The sequence below is a fragment of the Nocardioides sp. genome (assembly GCF_030655615.1).
Taxonomy (GTDB): Bacteria; Actinomycetota; Actinomycetes; order Propionibacteriales; family Nocardioidaceae; genus Nocardioides.
The window spans coordinates 1-18,030 of the sequence record NZ_JAURVJ010000208.1; the positions used below are offsets into that span (position 1 = coordinate 1).

Genomic DNA, 18,030 nt, shown 5'->3' on the forward strand with positions numbered 1-18,030 from the left:
CAGCTATCTCGGTGAGCGCAGCGTCGGGCACGTCGACCCGGGCTCGGCGTCGGCCACCCTGCTGCTCGAGGCCCTGGCCGACACCGTTGCCGACCCCGTCGCCGACCCCGCCGCCGACCCCGCGGCCGACCCCGGCACCCCGTGATCGGCATCGTCGTCGTCTCGCACAGTGCCGCGCTCGCCGCGGCCGCGGTCGACCTGGCCGCGCAGATGGTGCCGAGCGGCGGGCCGGTGGTCGCGGTCGCCGCCGGCACCACCGACGGCGGGCTGGGCACCGACGCCACGGAGGTGGCGTCCGCGCTCGAGACGGCTGCGTCGCCCGACGGCGTCCTGGTGCTGATGGACCTCGGCTCCGCCGTCCTCAGCGCCGAGCTGGCCCTCGAGCTGAGCCCGCCCGACGGCCACGAGGTCCGGCTCAGCAGCGCCCCGCTGGTCGAGGGACTGGTCGCGGCAGTGGTGCGCGCGGCCGGGGGCGCCGACCTCGCGACGGTGACCGCCGAGGCCGAGAACGCCTTGGCCCCCAAGCGGGCAGCGCTCGGTCCCGCGGGTGACGTCGCACCCACCGCCGCCGACCCCGCGACCGGCCCGGACGGCGCACGCCTGACGCTCACCAACCCGCAGGGCCTGCACGCCCGGCCCGCGGCGCTGCTCGCGACGGCAGTCGGCGACCTCGACGCCGAGGTGGTGATCACCCATGACGGGCGCAGCGCCGACGCGGCGAGCTCGCTCGAGCTGATGGCGCTCGGCGCCGGTCCGGGCGCCGAGGTCGTGGTCACCGCCACGGGGCCGGACGCCGACGCCGCGGTCCGGGCGGTCACCGCGCTCGTGGCCGACGGCTTCGGCGAGGCCTGAGGGCCTACCAGCCGGTGACGATGTCGAGGACGTCGCCGAGGCGGTGGGCCACCGCGTCAGGCTCGCCCTCGGTGTGGCCGACCTGGCTGGGCGGGATCGCGCTGTGGGGCACGTGGATGGCGCGCAGCCCGGCGTGGTGGGCGCCCCACACGTCGTCGAAGAGCCGGTCGCCGACGTAGACACAGCGGGCGGGGTCGCTCGCGCCGACGGCGTCCATCGCCGCCCGGAACGCCTGCGGCGACGGCTTGGTCCACGGGATCTCGCTGGAGTAGACGTCGCCGTCGATCAGGTGGCGCACCCCGTCGCGGTCGAAGATGCCCTCGTGGACCGCGCGCGGCCAGATCGTGTTGGACAGGACGCCGACCTTGACGCCCCGCTCGTGGAGGGCCTCCCACAGCGGCCCAACCTCGGGGTCGGTGGCGGTGTGCGGCGCCCAGAACTCGTAGTAGGCCGCGAGCAGGTCGGGGTCGTGGGCGAGGCCGGCCTCGGTGAAGAGGTCGGCGACCGTCGAGCTCTGCTGGTGGTCACGGCTGCGGCCCCAGATCACGTCGCCCGCGCGGTGGAGCCGCTCGGCCGACACGCTGACGTCGTGGTCGACGTCGACCACCGCCTGCGCGAGCGCCAGCGACTCGGCGTGGAAGTCGATGTCGTGCCACTGCGTGAGGGTGCCGCCCCAGTCGAAGATCACCGCGTCGATGGTGTGCTCAGCCATGGGCAGAGACTAGGAGGCGGCACCGACGATCTCGGCGACCAGGCGCTCCGGCTGGTCGAGGCTGACGAAGGTCAGCGCGTCGTCGACCACGACGAGGCGCGCGTCGGGGAACGTCGCGGCCAGCCGCTCGGCCAGCGCCAGCTTGAAGAAGGGGTCGCGCCGCGCCCACACCAGGAGCACCGGACGCTCGAACGCCGCCAGGCTCGGCGCCACCGCGACGAGGTCGTCGCGACTCCAGCCCCGCGCGAACCTCGCCACGTCGCGTCGTACGCCGGCGTCGCTGAGGTAGGGCGTCACCCACGGCAGGGTCTCGGCGGCGGTGAGGCGCCGGCGCACGAGCCAGCCGAAGCCGAGCCGGCTGGTCCGCAGCCGGCCGACCCTCATCGACTGCAGCGCCACGCGGGCGGCCCGCGGGTGCCGGGCGAGACGGAAGAGCAGGTCGAACGGGAACGGCGGGAAGGTGTCGAACGCGTCGCAGTCGGTGAGCACCAGCCGGCCGACGCGCGAGGCGTCGGTGTCGAGGAGCAGCTGGCAGACCGCTCCCCCGGTGTCGCTTCCGACGAGGACGACGTCGTCCAGGTCGAGCGCGGCGAGGAACGTGAGCACGATCCGAGCGACGCCGCGAGGCGACAGGTCGGCGTCGGCACCCATCGCCGTGGCGTGCGCACCCAGGGGCCAGGTCGGCACCAGGCAGCGGAAGCCCTGCTCGGCGAGACGGTCGGGCACGTCGCCCCAGAGCGAGGAGTCGACGAGGAAGCCGTGGACGAGGACGACGGCGCGCCCGTCGGCGGGTCCGACCTCGCGGTAGTGGACCCGTCCGGCGGGGAGGTCGATGCCGTGGCTGCTCATGGAGGACTCCCCGCTATCGTTGCGAACACGTTGTACGTAACTTACGGACAGGTTGTATGAAAAGCAAGCGAACCCAGGCCGAGCGCACGGCCGGCACCCGTGCCGCGCTGGTCGCTGCCGCCCGCCCGCTCTTCGCGACCCGGGGCTACGCCGCGGTCGGTACCGACGAGATCGCGTCGGCGGCGGGGGTGACGAGAGGCGCGCTCTACCACCAGTTCGGGGGCAAGGAGGAGCTCTTCGTCGCGGTCTTCGAGCAGGTCGAGCAGGAGATCGTCCACCGGCTCGCGGCCGGTGCGGCCGGCGCCGGTGCGGCCGCCGATCCCTTCGCCGCGCTCGAGGACGACATCGGCGCCTGGCTCACCGTCTGCGCCGAGCCCGAGATCCACCGGATCGTCCTCATCGAGGCGCCGGCGGCCCTCGGCTGGGAGCGGTGGCGCGAGATCGGTCGCGGCTACGGCGTCGGGCTCGTCGAGCTGGTCGTCCAGGGCCTCGTCGACGCGGGCGCGATCGCGCCGCAGCCGGTCCGGCCGCTCGCCCACGTGCTGGTGGGCGCGCTCGAGGAGGCCGCGCTGTACGCCGCCCGCGCCCAGGACCGGACCGCCGCGACCGCGGAGGTGCGGGCCGCGCTGGTCGCCCTGGTGCGGGGGTTGGTCCGCTAGCGGCCAGCCAGGAGGACGTGTCCGTGTGGACCTCGGATCAGGAACGCACCAGCGCGACCAGGTGGTCGACGACCGCCGTGGCGGCGACGTCCTCGCGCTCGCCGGTCCGGCGGTCCTTGACCTCGACCACGCCGTCGGCCAGGCCCTTGCCGATGACGACGATGGTCGGGACGCCGATGAGCTCGGCGTCCTTGAACTTCACGCCGGGGCTGATCTTGCCGCGACGGTCGTCGTAGAGGACGCGGACGCCGGCGGCGTCGAGCTCGCGGGCGATCTCCTCAGCGGCCGTGTAGAGCGACTCGTCCTTGCCGGCCGCGACGAGGTGCACGTCGGCCGGGGCCACGTTGCGGGGCCAGCACAGGCCGACGTCGTCGAGGGTGCCCTCGGCGATCGCGGCGACGGCGCGGGTGACGCCGACGCCGTAGGAGCCCATGGTGACCGTCACGAGCTTGCCGTTGACGTCGAGCACCCGGAGGTCGAGGGCGTCGGCGTACTTGCGGCCGAGCTGGAAGACGTGGCCCATCTCGATGCCGCGGGCGCTCTCGAGGGTGCCGACGTCGCAGACCGGGCAGGCGTCACCGTCGCGGACGTCGGCGGCCTCGATCGTGCCGTCGGGCGTGAAGTCGCGGCCGACCACGAGGTCGAGCACGTGGCTGCCGTCGACGCCGGCGCCGGTGACCCAGCGGGTGCCCTCGACGACGCGGGGGTCGACGAGGTAGCGGATCTCGGAGGCGCTCTTCTCGCCGAGCGCGCCGGGACCGATGTAGCCCTTGACCAGCGCGGGGTGCCTGGCGAGCTCGGCCTCGTCCATGGCCTCGACCTCGATGGGCTCGAGCTGGCCCTCGAGGCGCTTCTGGTCGACGTCGCGGTCGCCGGGGATGCCGATGGCGAGGGGCTCACGGGTGCCGTCGGGGTGCTTGAGGACCACGAGGACGTTCTTGAGCGTGTCGCCGGCCGCCCAGGGCCGGTCGTCGCGGGGGAAGGCCGCGTTGAGGTGGTCGACGAGGGTCTGGATCGTGGGCGTCGCGGGGGTGGCCTCGGCGTGCGCGGCCGGCGTCTCGTCGTAGGACGTGGGCGCGGGTGCGCGTACCTCGACGGCCTCGACGTTGGCGGCGTAGTCGCAGTTGGTGCAGCGGACGTAGGTGTCCTCACCCACCGCGGCGCGGGCCAGGAACTCCTCGGACTTGGAGCCGCCCATCGCACCCGAGGTGGCCTTGACGATCACGTAGTCGAAGCCGAGCCGGTCGAAGATCCGGATGTAGGCGTCGCGGTGCTTCTGGTAGCTCGCCTCGAGCCCGGCGTCGTCGACGTCGAAGGAGTAGGAGTCCTTCATCGTGAACTCGCGGCCGCGCAGCAGCCCGGCGCGGGGGCGCGCCTCGTCGCGGTACTTGGTCTGGACCTGGTAGATCGAGAGCGGCAGGTCCTTGTAGGACGAGTAGAGGTCCTTGACCACCAGGGTGAACATCTCCTCGTGCGTGGGGCCGAGGAGGTAGTCGCCGCCCTTGCGGTCCTTGAGCCGGAAGATGCCGTCGCCGTACTCGGTCCAGCGGCCGGTCGCCTCGTAGGGCTCGCGGGGCAGGAGCGCGGGGAAGCTGAGCTCCTGCGCGCCGATGCCGTCCATCTCGTCGCGGATGATCGCCTCGACGCGGCGCAGCACCCGCAGCCCGAGGGGCAGCCACGAGTAGATGCCGGGCGCCGCGCGGCGGATGTAGCCGGCCCGCACGAGCAGGCGGTGGCTCGGGACCTCGGCGTCGGCAGGGTCGTCGCGCAGGGTGCGCACGAACAGGGTCGACATCCGCATGATCATGAGGTGCAGGCTACGGGTGACCCGACCGCGCCCACCAATCAGTTCGGGTACGCCGGTCGCTTCCACGACGGTCGAGCCGGGCGAGCCCCCGGCGGGACCGCGTCGACCACCGCGCGCGCGAGGTGCGAGCCCGTCAGGCGGGGCGCCTGGTCGCGGCGAGCGCGGCCTTGATCATCGGCCACTGGCCGGGGAGCCGGGCGATCGCACCGACCTTGAGCGCGGTGTTGTCGGTGCCGAGCGCGTCGGCGGCCATCTTGACGTTGGCCGGGAAGACGCCGAGCAGGAGCCCCACGCTCCCCCAGCCGGCGAGCCGCCGGGTCGGCGGCGCCAGGAGCCCCGCGGCGAGGGCGAGCTCGGCGACCCCGCTGCCGAGGATGACCTCGCGGTGCGCGGGCACCCACGACGGCATGATCGGCTCGTAGACCTGGGGCTTCACGAGGTGGATGAGGCCGCTGCCGAGGAAGCCGAGGGCGAGGAACCGGGTGCTGCGCGCGATGGTCACCGGGCGATCCTAGGAAACCCGGGCGTCGGCGTCAGAACATGACGGTCGAGAACCGCGTCGTCTCCTCGAAGCCGACCCGCTTGTAGGCCCGTCGGGCGGGCTGGTTCCACTCGTTGACGTAGAGCGACACGAGGGGCGCGATGTCGGCCTGGACCATCTGGACGACGGCAGCCATCCCGGCGACGGCGAGGCCCTCGCCGCGACGGTCGGGCGGCACCCAGACGCCCTGGATCTGGGCGGCGTCGGCGGTGGCGCAGGCGACCTCGGCCTTGAAGACCAGCCGGCCGCCGTCGAAGCGGGCGAACGACCAGCCCCGCGACATCAGCTGGGTGACGCGGGCGCGGTAGAGGTCGCCGGTGCCGCCCGCCTCGGGCGAGACGCCGACCTCCTCGGTGTACATCGCGACGCAGGCGGGATAGAGCAGCGGCAGGTCGGCGCGCTCGGTACGCCGGACGAACCGGTCGGCCTCGACCGCGGGCTTGCCCTCGATCACCATGTGCGGCTGCATCCAGCGGGTCTCCCGGGGTCGGCCCCACGTGCCGGCGACGCCGTTCCAGAACGTCCGGACGGCCTCGTGCGGCCCGACGATCGTGGTCGCGGTGCGGCTGCGGGTGAGGGCGCGCTCGGCGAACGCGCGGGCGTCGTCGGGGGTCGCCTCGATCGGCACCAGGTTGGCACCCACGTGGCACGCGGCGACCAGCTCGCCCGCGTCGAAGCGGCCCCACATCTCGCCACCGAGCCAGCGCGGCTCGAGGCTCGTCGTACGCGCCCGGTAGAGCGCGAACACGTTGGCGACGGGGTCGCGGTTGGCGAGCCTCAGGAAGGCCTCGAGGTCGGGGGTCCCCAGGACCCGGACCCCGTGACGACTGGCTGGCACGCGCCAACCCTAGTCACCATCGACAGGGTCAGGAGACGGAGACCGCGGCGGAGGCGCCGTCGACGGCCTCCATGCCCTCGGCGAGGCGCATGGCCTCCTCGATGAGCGTCTCGACGATCTGGGACTCCGGGACGGTCTTGATGACCTCGCCCTTGACGAAGATCTGGCCCTTGCCGTTGCCGGAGGCGACGCCGAGGTCGGCCTCGCGCGCCTCGCCAGGTCCGTTGACGACGCAGCCCATCACGGCCACCCGCAGCGGGACCTCGAGGCCGTCGAGGCCCGCGGTCACCTGCTCGGCGAGCGTGTAGACGTCGACCTGGGCGCGCCCGCAGGACGGGCAGCTGACGATCTCGAGCTTGCGCGGACGCAGGTTGAGCGACTGCAGGATCTGGATGCCGACCTTGACCTCCTCGACCGGAGGCGCGCTCAGCGACACGCGGATGGTGTCGCCGATGCCCTGGCTCAGCAGCGCGCCGAAGGCCGTCGCCGACTTGATGGTGCCCTGGAACGCCGGGCCGGCCTCGGTGACACCGAGATGGAGCGGCCAGTCGCCGGCCTCGGCCAGCAGCTCGTAGGCGCGGACCATGATCACCGGGTCGTTGTGCTTCACCGAGATCTTGAAGTCGCGGAACCCGTGCTCCTCGAACAGCCCGGCCACCCAGACGGCGCTCTCGACGAGCGCCTCGGGTGTGGCCTTGCCGTACTTCTCGAGCAGCCGCTTGTCGAGCGACCCGGCGTTGACGCCGATCCGGATGCTCGTGCCGCGGTCCTGGGCGGCGCGGGCGATCTCCTTGACCTGGTCGTCGAACTTGCGGATGTTGCCGGGGTTGACCCGGACGGCCGCACAGCCGGCATCGATCGCGGCGAAGACGTACTTGGGCTGGAAGTGGATGTCGGCGATGACCGGGATCTGCGAGTGCTGGGCGATCTCGGCGAGCGCGTTGGCGTCGACCTGGTCGGGGCAGGCGACGCGGACGATGTCGCAGCCCGTCGCCGTCAGCTCGGCGATCTGCTGGAGCGTGGCGTTGACGTCGGCGGTCACGGTGGTCGTCATCGACTGCACCGACACCGGCGACTCGCTGCCGACGCCGACCTTGCCGACCTGGATCTGACGGGTGGTACGACGGGGGGCCAGCACGGGCGGGGGCGCGGCGGGCATGCCCAGGCTGATGGGCGTCAAGGTCATGGCTCCAGGCTACTGCCGGGCCCCTCGGACCCCCGAGTCCGCGACACCGTCAGGGTGGGGTCAGAGCGGGCGCTCGACCGGGGCGACGAGGTCGCCCAGGATCAGCACCACGCCCATCACGAGCATGACGCTCGCGACGACGTAGGCGATCGGCAGCAGCCGGGCCGCGTCGACGTAGCCGGGGTCGGGCCGGCGGCGCAGCCGGGCGAGGCGTCGCCGCGTCGCCTCCCACAGCGCGGAGGCGATGTGGCCGCCGTCGAGCGGGAGCAGCGGCACGAAGTTGAACAGGCCGATGAAGAGGTTGAACCCCGCCACCAGCAGGATCAGGAAGAGGACCTTGTTCTCGGTCGACACGTTGCTGTCGGACGTGGTCTCGCCGGCGAACCGGCCACCGCCGACGATGCTGACCGGGCTGTCGGCGGCGCGCTCCTGGAGGCCGAGGACCGCCTCGCCGACGCCGTATACCTTGACCGGCAGGGTCCCGATGGCCTTGACCGTGTCGACGGTCATGTGGCCCATCTGCCCGAGGGTGAAGAGCGGGCCGCCCTTCTCGAGCGGAGTGGTCGTCGACGGGGTGACACCGAGGAAGCCGACCTGGGTGAGGACCTTGTCGTCGGACCTCGTCGGGTCGGGGCGGGCCTGCACCGTGGTGCTGGTCGTCCCGGTGATGACCTGGCCGTCACGCTCGTAGGTGATGACCGCGTCGCCCTCGGCGTTGTCGCGGATCAGGTCGCGCAGCTGCGTCCAGCCGGTGATCGCGACGCCGTTGAACTCGGTGACGGTGTCACCGGGCCGCAGCCCGATCTCGTAGGCGGGGGTCTTGGGGTCGTCGGCCTCGCACTTGGTGCGCTGCTCGGCGTAGGGGATCAGGCACTCCGACACCTCGCTGATCACCGGCTGCCCGGCGTTGATGGTCGTCTCGCCCTCGACGCCGTGGATCGCGAAGATGCCCCAGAACAGGAAGAACGCGATCAGCAGGTTGACGGTCGGGCCGCCCGCCATCACGACGACCTTCTTCCACGACGCCATCTTGTAGAAGAGGCGGTCGGAGTCCTCGGGCTTGACGAGCTCCCACTCGGCGGCCCGGGCGTCGCTGATGAGCTGGGTGAACATGCCGGTGTTGGACTTGCGGACGCGCTGGACGGCGTTGCCGTCCTCGTCGTGCTCGACGGAGTCGACCAGGTCGGCGGCCGCCGGGGGCAGCATCCCGACGATCTTGACGTAGCCGCCGAGCGGGATGGCCTTGACGCCGTACTCGGTCTCGCCGATCTGCTTGCTCCACACGGTCGGCCCGAAGCCGACGAAGTACTGGGTGACCTTCCCGCCGAACTTCTTGGCCGGGATCATGTGACCGAGCTCGTGCAGGCCGATCGACGTCAGGATCGCGCCGAAGAAGATCAGCACGCCGAGCACGTAGAGGAGGACGGTCATTCAGGTTCCGATCAGCTGGTGCGCCAGGTCGCGGGCCCAGCCGTCGGCGGCGAGCACGTCGTCGACGGTGAGCGTGTGCTCCGAGGGTACGTCGTGGGCGCGCACGACGTCCGCGACACGGTCGACGATCTCGACGAACGCGAGCCGGCCGTCGTGGAAGGCCTCGACGCACACCTCGTTGGCCGCGTTGTAGACCGCCGGGGCGGTGCTCCCCCGCTGCCCGGCCTCGCGGGCCAGCTCGATCGCCGGGAACGCGACGTCGTCGACCGGTTCGAAGCGCCAGTCGGCGGCCCGGGTCCAGTCGATCGGGGTCTCCACGTCGGGCACGCGGTCGGGCCAGCCGAGGCCGAGCGCGATGGGCACCAGCATCGTGGGCAGGCCGAGCTGGGCCACGACCGCGCCGTCGACGAACTCCACCATCGAGTGGATGAGCTGCTGGGGGTGCACGACGACGTCGACCCGGTCGAGGGGCACGTCGAAGAGCAGGTGCGCCTCGATCACCTCGAGCCCCTTGTTGACCAGGGTCGCGGAGTTGGTGGTGATGACCTTGCCCATCGCGAAGTTGGGGTGGGCCAGCGCCTGCTCCGGGGTGACCGAGCGGAGGTCGTCACGGGTGCGGCCGCGGAACGGGCCACCGCTGGCGGTCAGGACCAGGCGGCGCACCTCGCCGGCGGTCCCGGCCCGCAGGCTCTGCGCGATCGCGCTGTGCTCGGAGTCGACCGGCACGATCTGACCGGGCCCGGCCCGGTCGCGGACCAGGGGGCCGCCGATGATCAGCGACTCCTTGTTGGCCAGGGCCAGGGTGGTGCCGGCGTCGAGCGCAGCCAGCGTGGGCCGCAGGCCCACGGCCCCGGTGATGCCATTGAGCACGACGTCGCACGGCCGGCCGGCGGCCTCGGTCGACGCCTCCTCCCCCAGCCCGTGGAACCCGGGCGCGAACTCCGCCACCTGGGCGTCGAACAGGTCGCGGTTGCCGCCACCGGCCGTCAGCCCGACGACCCGGAACCGGTCGGGGTTGCGGCGCACGACGTCGAGCGCCTGGGTGCCGATCGAGCCGGTGGAGCCGAGGACGACGACGTCGCGTCGCCCGGTGCTGGGGGGTGCCGCCATGCGGCGAGTGTGTCAGGCGTGGTGCAGGCGGGTGCTCGCGCGACGGACCGGCCGGCCGGTGGCAGCGCCGGTCTGGACGGGGGACGCCACGACGGCGCGCTGGTGGGTGCGGGCGAGGTCGACGACCGCGACGACGGTGAGGACCAGCCCCAGCAGTGCGACGGCGGCGAAACCGATCGCCCAGGGAACGATCGTGGGCAGCAGGGTGAACGACATGAGAGGCTCCTTTGAGTTCTTCTACGAATGTAGAATCTACTGATGTAGAAACTACGTCGGGAGGAACCCGTGGGCAAGTGAGGGAGGATGTCTGCTGCGCCACACCCGGGCGCCCCGCTGAGCCCGATCCCGACCTCGACCCCGACCCCGACCCCAGGAGCGACCGATGGCGCGTCCCGTCGCCGCCGAGCGACGCGGCCTCCTGCTCGACGCCGCGCTCGACGTCGTGGTCGAGCTGGGCCTGCGCGGGCTCACCCACCGCGCCGTCGACCGGTCGGCCGGCCTCGCCGAGGGCACGACCTCGGCCTACTTCCGCACCCGGCAGGCCCTCCACGTGGCCCTGGCCGAACGCGTCACCCGACGCCTGACCGACGACGTCGACCGGGTGCTGCACGAGGTCGGTGAGCACGACGAGGGAAGCACCGAGGCGCTGGCCGCGGTCGCCGGCCTGTTCACCCGGTGGCTCGACGAGACCCCGTTGCTGCTCGCCAAGGTCGAGCTCACGCTCGAGGCCGGGCGCGACCCCGAGATCGCCGCGGTCGTCGCCGCCAGCAAGGCCCGCGTCGTCGACCTCGTGGCCGGCGCCCTGGGCGCCCTCGACCCGGCGCGTCCCGCCGCCGACGCCGCCGTGGTGGTCGCGTCGTTCGACGGCATCCTGCTCGCCGCGCTCCCCATGTCGCCGCACGACCGCGAGGCGTTCGTCGCCGACGCGGTGCGGCTGACGATCGGTGCCCGGGTCGGCTGAGCCCTAGGGACGGTCGGGCTCGCGGGCCAGCGGGTCCTCCACCTCGAGGTCGGCGTCGACGCGCGGGTCGCCGGCGTCGGCGAAGTAGTCGCCGGGCCGGGTCACGTCAGTGCCGTTGGAGACCTTGGCGGCGTTGAGGACGACGCTGAGCACCACCGTGACGACCAGGTTGAGGGCGAACGCGGTGATGGCGACGTAGCCCATGTCGCCGAGGCCCGGGATCTCGGCGAGGCTGCCGCCGAAGTGGTCGGTCGCGGCGCTGGAGATCTGGTAGGCCTCGACCGTGCCGTAGACCATCCCGACGGCCCAGCCGGCCAGCAGCGCCTTGCGGTGGAACCACCGCGTGTAGAGGCTGAAGACGATCGCGGGGAAGGTCTGCAGGATCCAGATGCCGCCGAGGAGCTGGAAGTTGATGGCGTTCTGCTTGTCGAGCGTCAGCACGAACACCAGCGCGAACGCCTTGACCACGAGCGACATCAGCTTGGAGACCTTGGCCTCCTGCTGGGGCGTGGCGTCCTTCTTGAGCCACTCCTTGTAGATGTTGCGCGAGAAGGTGTTGGCCGCGGCGATCGACATGATCGCCGCCGGGACGAGAGCACCGATCGCGATCGCGGCGAAGGCGACGCCGACGAACCAGTCGGGGAAGAAGTCCTCGAAGAGCTGCGGGACCACGAGCTGCGGGTTCTTCTCACCGTCGAGGCCGGTCGGGTCGGTCCCGGCCGCGATCGCCACCCAGCCGAGCAGGGCGAGCAGCCCCAGCACGAACGAGTACGCCGGCAGGATCGCCGCGTTGCGCCGGATCGTGTTGCGGCTGCCGGACGACAGGCTGGCGGTGATCGAGTGGGGATACATGAACAGCGCCATGGCCGACCCGAGCCCCAGCGTCGCGTAGGCCCACATCTGGCCGTCGCCGGGGATGTAGCTCCCGGTGGGCTTGCCGGTCGCGGGGTTGGTCGTCTGCATCTTGTCCTGGGCGGCCCCGAAGATCTCGCCCCAGCCGCCGACCTGCGAGGGCAGGTAGACGACGGCCACGATGATGACGAGGTAGATCAGCCCGTCCTTGACGAACGCGATCACCGCGGGCGCCCGCAGGCCCGAGGAGTAGGTGTAGGCCGCGAGCACGGCGAACGCGATGAGGAGCGGGAGGTCCTTGGCGATGACGTTGTCACCACCGCCGACCCCGGCCACCTCGAGCACCGCCTGGATGCCGACGAGCTGGAGCGCGATGTAGGGCATGGTGGCCACGAACCCGGTGACCGACACGGCCAGCGACAGCTGCCGGTCGTCGTAGCGCCCGCGGACGAAGTCGGCTGTAGTCACGTAGCCGTGGCGGTGGCTGACCGACCACAGCCGCGCCATGAAGACGAAGATGATCGGGTAGAGGATGATCGTGTAGGGCACGGCGAAGAAGCCCGCCACGGCGCCCATCGAGAACATCGCGGCCGGCACGGCCACGAACGTGTAGGCCGTGTAGAGGTCGCCGCCCAGCAGGAACCACGTCACCCAGGTCCCGAACTTGCGCCCGCCCAGGCCCCACTCGTCGAGGCTGTCGAGCTTCTCCGCCCGGCGGAACCGCGACGCCATGAACCCGAGCACGGTGACGAGGAGGAACAACGCGATCAGCACGACGAGGGCCGTCGTGTTGACGCTGGTGTCGGTCACCGAGCCGGTCAGCAGGGGCGTCATCGCCGGCCCCCGCGGGCGCTCTCGACGAGCTTGTAGGCCGTCCAGGTGAAGCCGGAGCAGAGGAAGACCCAGAGGAACTGGTACCAGAAGAAGAACGGGATGCCGCCGATCGACGGGTCCTCCCGCGCATAGCTCGGCACCCACAGCAGCGCGACCACGGGGACCGCGAGGCACACGCAGGCCCAAGCGATCTTGCGGCGGTCGGTGGGGGGCGTGCCGTCGTGCGGGCGTTGGTCCTCGCCCGAGCTCCCGAGACTCATGTGGCGGACGTTACTACCGGACGGCCGTCCCGACGAGGGCCTGCTCGCGGCAAGGGCGTGCCTAGGCGAGCAGCGCCACGATCCCGAGCACCACCGGCACGCAGCCCAGGGTGCTGACGAAGATCGCGTCGCGCGCCAGCAGCTCGGCGCGGCCGTAGCGACCGGCGATGACGAACACGTTCTGGGCGGTCGGCAGGGCCGAGATGACGGCGACCGCGAGCAGGGCGGCGTCCTCGAGACCGACCGCCAGCCCGACGGCGTAGGCCGCTGCGGGTTGCACGAGGAGCTTGAGCCCGACCGCCAGGCCGAGCTCGCCGGGCGGGACGCCGCGACCCGGGAGCGGCCCGAGGCGCAGGCTGACGCCGTACGCCAGCAGCATCGACGGGACCGCCATCCCGCCGACCAGGGCGAGCGGGTCGTTGACCGCCGCCGGCACGGTGACGCCGCTGAGGGCGACGGCCACGCCGGCGATGCTCGCGACCGTGATCGGGTTGCGCAGCGGGCGGGTGACGACCCGGGACCACGACGGGCGGGTCGGGCTCGCCGCGACGTCCAGCACGGTGAGGGCGAGCGGCTGCAGCACGAGCATCTGCAGCAGGAGGACCGGCGCGATCAGCGCGGCGTCGCCCAGGACGTAGGCGGCGATGGGCAGTCCGAGGTTGCCCGCGTTGCAGTAGGACGAGCACATCGACGCGATCACCGTGCGCCCGAGCTCCTCGCGCCGGAGCCGTGCGACCGTCGCGGTGACCGAGACGGTCGCGACGACGCCCGCGACGACGGCGACGAGCGTTCCGGAGAAGATCCGCTCGACGTCGTTGTCCTGCAGCACCGTGAAGAGCAGCGCCGGGCTGGCCAGGAAGAACGCCACCGCGCTCAGCGTGCGCTGGCCGGCCTCGTCGATCACGCCGGTGTGGGCCAGGAGCATCCCGAGGCCGATGATGACCGCGATCGTCGCGAACCCGGCGAGTACTCCCGTCACCTCAGGCCGTTGGCCCTGGTCCTGGCCGGCGGCCGCGGCGCGCGCAGCCACACGCGGAAGAACCGGTCGAGCTGCCAGCCCGTGATCCGCTCGGCGAGGTCGCGGAAGTCGTCGACGGTGCCGTTGCCGTAGCGGTGGTCGCGGGTCCAGGTGCGCAGCAACCGCCAGAAGCGGCGGTCACCGATCCGGTGCCGCAGGGCCTGCACGGCCATCGCGCCCCGGGTGTAGACGGCGTCGTCGAAGACCCGGCCCGGTCCGGGGTCGCCGATGTCGACGTTCCAGCGCGCGTAGCTGCTGCGGGTCAGCCGCAGCCACTGCTGGGCCGTGGGGCCGCCGTGCCGGGCGTCGTAGTAGACCTCCATGAACTGCGCGAAGCCCTCGTTGAGCCAGATGTCGCGCCAGCGCCGTACCGAGACCGAGTCGCCGAACCACTGGTGGGTCAGCTCGTGCACCACGATGTCGACGCCCTGGTAGTCGGGGTAGACCGGACGCGTCTGGTTCTCGAGCGCGAAGGCGCCCTGCTCGAAGCGGTCGCCCAGCGACGTCGCCACGCCGCCGGTCGACTCGAACGGGTAGGGACCGAGGCGTTGCGCGAGCCACGCGGTGATCTCGCCGCTGCGGCGCAGCGACCGCATCGCCGACGCGCGACGCTCCGGCTCGAGCTCCTGCGAGACCGCGACGTAGGACGGCAGCCCGCCCCGCACGGACTGCTCGACGTCGTAGCGCCCGAGGGCGAAGAACGCGAGGTAGGTCGCCATCGGGTGCACCGAGCGCCAGTGCGTGGTCGCCACCGCACCGTCGACCGTGCGGTCGACGAGCAGGCCGTTGGAGACGACCTGGTGGGTGGCCGGACCCGTGACGGTGATGTCGAAGGTCGCTTTGTCGCGCGGGTGGTCGTTGGCGGGGTACCACCAAGGCGCCATGTGGGGCTCGTTCATCGTGACGACCTCGTCCTCGTCGGCGAGCCAGTTGCGCTCGCCGGCGTAGCGGATCGGTCCGGGGCGGCCGGCGTAGGTCACGACGACGTCGGTGGTGGCGCCGCGCGCCAGGGCCGCCGCCGGGGTGACCTGCAGCTCGTGCGCACTGGTCTTGGTGAAGGCGGCCGGGGTGCCGCCGACGGTGACGGCGGAGACCGGCAGCAGCAGGTCGAGGTTGAACCGCGAGAGGTCGGCGGTGGCACGCAGGGTCAGGGTCGTCGTACCGGAGAGCTCGCCGGTGGCGAAGTCGTAGCGGTCGTCGATGTCGTAGTGCTGGACGTCGATGCCGCCGTTGCCGTCGAGCGGCCAGTAGGGGTCGCCGATGCCGGGCGCACCCGGCGCAGGCCGGGCAGGTGCGGGGTCGTCGGCCGGGAGGCTGCCCGTCGCGGACGACGGCAGCAGCCCGAGCAGGAGAGCGGTGGAGGTCAGCGCTCCGAGGCGACGGGTCCGAGACACCCCGAGAACCTAGCCTGCGGCGGGCGCGACCTCCATGAGGCCCCACGGGCTGCCGTAGGCGGTGAGCAGGTCGAGGAACGGCACGGCGTCGAAGGCCTCCGGCCCGAGCACGCCCGCCCCGGTCCACACGCCGGTCGCGAGCAGCTCGAGCGCGACGACCGGGTTGATCGCGGTCTGCCAGACGACGCACTGGTGGCCGTACTCCTGCATCGTCCACTCGTTGTCGACCACGTGGTAGAGGTAGGTCGAGCGTGGCTCGCCGTCCTTGCCCGTGCCGGTGACCCACAGGCCGGCGCAGGTCTTGCCCGTCATCCGCGGCCCGACGGTGGCGGGGTCGGGCAGCACCGCGGCGACGACGTCGCGCGGGCTCACCTCGACGCCCTTGACCCGGACCTTCTCGGTGCGGTCGAGGCCGAGGGTGTGCAGCACCTTGAGGATGGTGATGAACTCGTCGCCGAGGCCGTACTTGAACGTCGCTCGCTTGCAGTCGATCCAGCGCGGCATGAGGAGCACCTCCTCGTGCTCGACGTTGACGCACTCGACCGGCCCGATGCCCTCGGGGAAGTCGAAGACCTCCGGCTCGCTGAACGGCGCCGTGGTGAACCACCCGCCGTCCTGCCAGACCACCGGCGGGTTGAGGCACTCCTCGATCGTCGTCCACATCGAGAACGACGGCGCGAAGACCTCGTTGCCGTCGTCGTCGGTGACGACGAGGTTGGCGCCGTCGCGGGTGCCGAGCTCGTCGATCTCGGAGAACAGGTGGTCGGAGGCGTAGCGCGCGAAGACGTCGGACAGGCCGGGCTCGACGCCGATGCCGACGAGGGCGAGCCGGCCGGCGTCCTCCCACTGCGACGCGGCGGCGAACTGCTCGTCGCCGAGCTTGATGCCCGTCTGCGAGTACGGCGCCTCGGGGTGCGGCTTGGACAGCGACATCGCCATGTCGAGGTAGTCGGCCCCGGCGGCCAGGGCACCCTCGAAGATCGGCATGTTGAAGACCGGGTCGACGGCGTTCATCACGTGGGTGATGCCGTGCTCCTGGCACAGCGCGGTCACCGAGGCGGAGTCGGAGGCGTCGACCTGGGCGGCGACGTAGCGCGGGTCGGCGGCGGCACCCCGCTCGGCCCGGGCCAGGTCGTAGTCGGCGACCACGATCGTCTCGAAGAAGTCACGCCGCGCGGCGATCGCGGTGAACGCGCCGCCGACGCCACCGGCGCCGACCAGGAGGATCCTCACGAGCCGTCCCCGATGTAGCTCATGACGTGCTTGATGCGGGTGTAGTCCTCGAGTCCGTACATGGACAGGTCCTTGCCGTAGCCGGAGTGCTTGAAGCCGCCGTGGGGCATCTCGGAGACGAACGGGATGTGGGTGTTGATCCACACGACACCGAAGTCGAGGCGCTTGGAGACGCGCATCGCGGTGCCGTGGTCCTTGGTCCACACCGACGACGAGAGGCCGTAGCGGACGTCGTTGGCCAGGCGCAGCGCCTCGGCCTCGTCGGCGAAGGACTGGACCGTCAGGACCGGGCCGAAGATCTCGTCCTGGACCTGCTCGTCGCCCTGGCGCAGTCCGGAGATCACGGTGGGCTCGTAGAAGTAGCCGACGTCGCCCTGACGGCCACCGCCGGTCTGCAGGGTCGCGTGGTCGGGGAGCCGGTCGACCATCCCGGCGACCCGGTCGAGCTGGTCGGCGCTGTTGAGCGCGCCGTAGAAGGCGTCCTCGTCGCTGGGCGGGCCCGTGTGCAGTCCGCGGACGGCCTCGGTCAGGGCGGCGGTGAACTCGGCCGCCACGCCGGACTGGCAGAGCACGCGGGTCGCGGCGGTGCAGTCCTGGCCGGCGTTGAAGAGCCCGGCCTCGGCGATCGCGGTGGCGGCCTTCTCGATGTCGGCGTCGTCGAAGACCACGACCGGCGCCTTGCCGCCGAGCTCGAGGTGGACGCGCTTGACGTCGGCCGCCGCGGAGCCCGCGACCTCCATGCCGGCGCGGACCGAGCCGGTGATCGACACCATCTGCGGGGTGCGGTGCTCGACGAGCAGCCGGCCGGTGGCGCGGTCGCCGCAGACGACGTTGAGGACGCCGGGCGGCAGGAACTCCTGGCAGAGCTCGGCCAGGAGCGTCGAGCTGGCCGGCGTGGTGTCGCTCGGCTTGAGGACGACGGTGTTGCCGGCGGCGAGGGCCGGCGCGATCTTCCAGATCATCATCATCAGCGGGTAGTTCCACGGCGTGACCTGGCCGACGACCCCGACGGGCTCGCGACGGACGAACGACGTGTGGTCGGCGAGGTACTCCCCGGCCGACTTGCCCTCGAGCACCCGGGCCGCGCCCGCGAAGAACCGGAAGTGGTCGGAGCTCGGCGGCAGCTCCTCGGAGGCCGTGAGCCCGATCGGCTTGCCGGTGTCCTGCACCTCCACGGCCACGATCTCGTCGGCCCGCGCGTCGATGGCGTCGGCGATGTGGAGCAGCGCCCGCGCCCGCTCCTGCGGCGTCGTCTCGCCCCAGGTCTCGAACGCGGCCGCCGCGGCGGCGTAGGCCCGGTCGACGTCGTCGGCACCCGACAGCGGCGCCTGCGCATAGACCTGGCCGGTGCTGGGGTCGACGACGTCGTACGTCGTGCCGGACGCGGCCGGGACGAGCGCGCCGCCGACGACGTTGGAGAAGGTGAGGTCCGCCATGGGACGTGAGCCTAGCGATCACTGCGGATTTCGTCGCCTGTCGGCGCAAGACCTGCG

Annotated in this window: 18 protein-coding genes and 1 pseudogene; 4 read left to right on the forward strand and 15 right to left on the reverse strand. The window is 72.1% G+C overall.

All coding sequences use genetic code 11. The features are described from left to right. Positions 1-141: 141 nt before the first annotated feature. Positions 142-537: pseudogene (gene dhaM / locus Q7T52_RS20680) on the forward strand (dihydroxyacetone kinase phosphoryl donor subunit DhaM); the annotation flags it as partial. Next, entirely contained in the window at positions 514-852 is a 339-nt protein-coding gene (locus Q7T52_RS20685) for an HPr family phosphocarrier protein (RefSeq protein WP_370692339.1), read from the forward strand. The pseudogene dhaM and the gene Q7T52_RS20685, both read left to right, overlap by 24 nt. Before the next feature lie 4 nt (positions 853-856). Here Q7T52_RS20685 and Q7T52_RS17850 read toward each other — a convergent pair whose 3' ends face one another. Continuing rightward, positions 857-1,564: an HAD family hydrolase gene (locus Q7T52_RS17850; RefSeq protein WP_304804853.1), complete on the reverse strand. Its 708-nt coding sequence runs from the start codon at positions 1,562-1,564 to the stop codon at positions 857-859. 9 nt (positions 1,565-1,573) lie between these two features. Continuing rightward, complete coding sequence (locus Q7T52_RS17855) at positions 1,574-2,413, reverse strand: alpha/beta fold hydrolase (RefSeq protein ID WP_304804854.1); 840 nt, start codon at positions 2,411-2,413, stop codon at positions 1,574-1,576. 56 nt (positions 2,414-2,469) lie between these two features. Here Q7T52_RS17855 and Q7T52_RS17860 point away from each other — a divergent pair, with 56 nt between their 5' ends. Beyond that, positions 2,470-3,072 carry a TetR/AcrR family transcriptional regulator gene (locus tag Q7T52_RS17860; protein WP_304804856.1) on the forward strand — a complete coding sequence of 201 codons (603 nt, stop codon included), beginning with the start codon at positions 2,470-2,472 and terminating at the stop codon, positions 3,070-3,072. Between the two features lie 37 nt (positions 3,073-3,109). Here Q7T52_RS17860 and Q7T52_RS17865 read toward each other — a convergent pair whose 3' ends face one another. From Q7T52_RS17865 to Q7T52_RS17895, 7 genes are all read right to left on the reverse strand, one after another. Next, on the reverse strand, positions 3,110-4,879 hold the full coding sequence (locus Q7T52_RS17865; RefSeq protein WP_304804858.1) for a proline--tRNA ligase: 1,770 nt from the start codon (positions 4,877-4,879) through the stop codon (positions 3,110-3,112). A 133-nt stretch (positions 4,880-5,012) separates the two neighbouring features. Then, positions 5,013-5,381 (reverse strand): DoxX family protein, encoded by a 369-nt coding sequence (locus tag Q7T52_RS17870; protein ID WP_304804860.1) that lies wholly within the window; start codon positions 5,379-5,381, stop codon positions 5,013-5,015. Positions 5,382-5,412: 31 nt separating this feature from the next. Further along, a complete protein-coding gene (locus Q7T52_RS17875; RefSeq protein WP_304804862.1) occupies positions 5,413-6,258 on the reverse strand; it encodes a GNAT family N-acetyltransferase in 846 nt (281 codons plus the stop codon). A gap of 28 nt (positions 6,259-6,286) precedes the next feature. Further along, complete coding sequence (gene ispG / locus Q7T52_RS17880) at positions 6,287-7,444, reverse strand: flavodoxin-dependent (E)-4-hydroxy-3-methylbut-2-enyl-diphosphate synthase (RefSeq protein WP_304804864.1); 1,158 nt, start codon at positions 7,442-7,444, stop codon at positions 6,287-6,289. A gap of 60 nt (positions 7,445-7,504) precedes the next feature. After that, positions 7,505-8,875, reverse strand: a complete 1,371-nt coding sequence (locus tag Q7T52_RS17885) for an RIP metalloprotease (RefSeq protein WP_304804865.1) — start codon at positions 8,873-8,875, stop codon at positions 7,505-7,507. Then, positions 8,876-9,985, reverse strand: a complete 1,110-nt coding sequence (locus Q7T52_RS17890) for a 1-deoxy-D-xylulose-5-phosphate reductoisomerase (protein ID WP_304804867.1) — start codon at positions 9,983-9,985, stop codon at positions 8,876-8,878. It abuts the gene before it with no gap. A gap of 12 nt (positions 9,986-9,997) precedes the next feature. Further along, on the reverse strand, positions 9,998-10,201 hold the full coding sequence (locus Q7T52_RS17895) for a hypothetical protein (protein WP_304804869.1): 204 nt from the start codon (positions 10,199-10,201) through the stop codon (positions 9,998-10,000). A 166-nt stretch (positions 10,202-10,367) separates the two neighbouring features. On the opposite strand from Q7T52_RS17895, the gene Q7T52_RS17900 reads away from it, so the two are divergent. Further along, positions 10,368-10,946, forward strand: coding sequence for a TetR/AcrR family transcriptional regulator (locus Q7T52_RS17900; protein ID WP_304804871.1), 579 nt, complete (start codon positions 10,368-10,370; stop codon positions 10,944-10,946). A 3-nt stretch (positions 10,947-10,949) separates the two neighbouring features. On the opposite strand, the gene mctP is transcribed toward Q7T52_RS17900, so the two are convergent. From mctP to Q7T52_RS17930, 6 genes are all read right to left on the reverse strand, one after another. Then, positions 10,950-12,632, reverse strand: a complete 1,683-nt coding sequence (gene mctP / locus Q7T52_RS17905) for a monocarboxylate uptake permease MctP (RefSeq protein WP_304804873.1) — start codon at positions 12,630-12,632, stop codon at positions 10,950-10,952. Beyond that, the gene (locus Q7T52_RS17910) at positions 12,629-12,892 is read right to left on the reverse strand and encodes a DUF3311 domain-containing protein (RefSeq protein WP_304804875.1); all 264 of its coding nucleotides are present in this window, start codon (positions 12,890-12,892) and stop codon (positions 12,629-12,631) included. Before Q7T52_RS17910 ends, mctP begins: the two co-directional genes overlap by 4 nt. Before the next feature lie 61 nt (positions 12,893-12,953). Further along, entirely contained in the window at positions 12,954-13,871 is a 918-nt protein-coding gene (locus Q7T52_RS17915) for an AEC family transporter (protein WP_304804876.1), read from the reverse strand. Then, complete coding sequence (locus tag Q7T52_RS17920; RefSeq protein ID WP_304804878.1) at positions 13,868-15,304, reverse strand: M1 family metallopeptidase; 1,437 nt, start codon at positions 15,302-15,304, stop codon at positions 13,868-13,870. Before Q7T52_RS17920 ends, Q7T52_RS17915 begins: the two co-directional genes overlap by 4 nt. Before the next feature lie 9 nt (positions 15,305-15,313). Beyond that, entirely contained in the window at positions 15,314-16,537 is a 1,224-nt protein-coding gene (locus Q7T52_RS17925; protein ID WP_304804880.1) for a saccharopine dehydrogenase family protein, read from the reverse strand. Beyond that, positions 16,534-17,973 carry a gamma-aminobutyraldehyde dehydrogenase gene (locus Q7T52_RS17930; RefSeq protein WP_304804881.1) on the reverse strand — a complete coding sequence of 480 codons (1,440 nt, stop codon included), beginning with the start codon at positions 17,971-17,973 and terminating at the stop codon, positions 16,534-16,536. The genes Q7T52_RS17925 and Q7T52_RS17930 overlap by 4 nt, the downstream gene beginning before the upstream one ends. Between the last annotated feature and the right edge of the window lie 57 nt (positions 17,974-18,030).

What these genes read in the sequence shown, in the direction of transcription:
- Q7T52_RS17850 (WP_304804853.1), bottom strand. Translation starts at nt 1,564, where the DNA reads ATGGCTGAGCACACCATCGACGCGGTGATCTTCGACTGGGGCGGCACC.
- Q7T52_RS17855 (WP_304804854.1), bottom strand. Translation starts at nt 2,413, where the DNA reads ATGAGCAGCCACGGCATCGACCTCCCCGCCGGACGGGTCCACTACCGC.
- Q7T52_RS17860 (WP_304804856.1), top strand. Translation starts at nt 2,470, where the DNA reads ATGAAAAGCAAGCGAACCCAGGCCGAGCGCACGGCCGGCACCCGTGCC.
- Q7T52_RS17865 (WP_304804858.1), bottom strand. Translation starts at nt 4,879, where the DNA reads ATGATCATGCGGATGTCGACCCTGTTCGTGCGCACCCTGCGCGACGAC.
- ispG (WP_304804864.1), bottom strand. Translation starts at nt 7,444, where the DNA reads ATGACCTTGACGCCCATCAGCCTGGGCATGCCCGCCGCGCCCCCGCCC.
- Q7T52_RS17885 (WP_304804865.1), bottom strand. Translation starts at nt 8,875, where the DNA reads ATGACCGTCCTCCTCTACGTGCTCGGCGTGCTGATCTTCTTCGGCGCG.
- Q7T52_RS17890 (WP_304804867.1), bottom strand. Translation starts at nt 9,985, where the DNA reads ATGGCGGCACCCCCCAGCACCGGGCGACGCGACGTCGTCGTCCTCGGC.
- Q7T52_RS17895 (WP_304804869.1), bottom strand. Translation starts at nt 10,201, where the DNA reads ATGTCGTTCACCCTGCTGCCCACGATCGTTCCCTGGGCGATCGGTTTC.
- Q7T52_RS17900 (WP_304804871.1), top strand. Translation starts at nt 10,368, where the DNA reads ATGGCGCGTCCCGTCGCCGCCGAGCGACGCGGCCTCCTGCTCGACGCC.
- mctP (WP_304804873.1), bottom strand. Translation starts at nt 12,632, where the DNA reads ATGACGCCCCTGCTGACCGGCTCGGTGACCGACACCAGCGTCAACACG.
- Q7T52_RS17910 (WP_304804875.1), bottom strand. Translation starts at nt 12,892, where the DNA reads ATGAGTCTCGGGAGCTCGGGCGAGGACCAACGCCCGCACGACGGCACG.
- Q7T52_RS17930 (WP_304804881.1), bottom strand. Translation starts at nt 17,973, where the DNA reads ATGGCGGACCTCACCTTCTCCAACGTCGTCGGCGGCGCGCTCGTCCCG.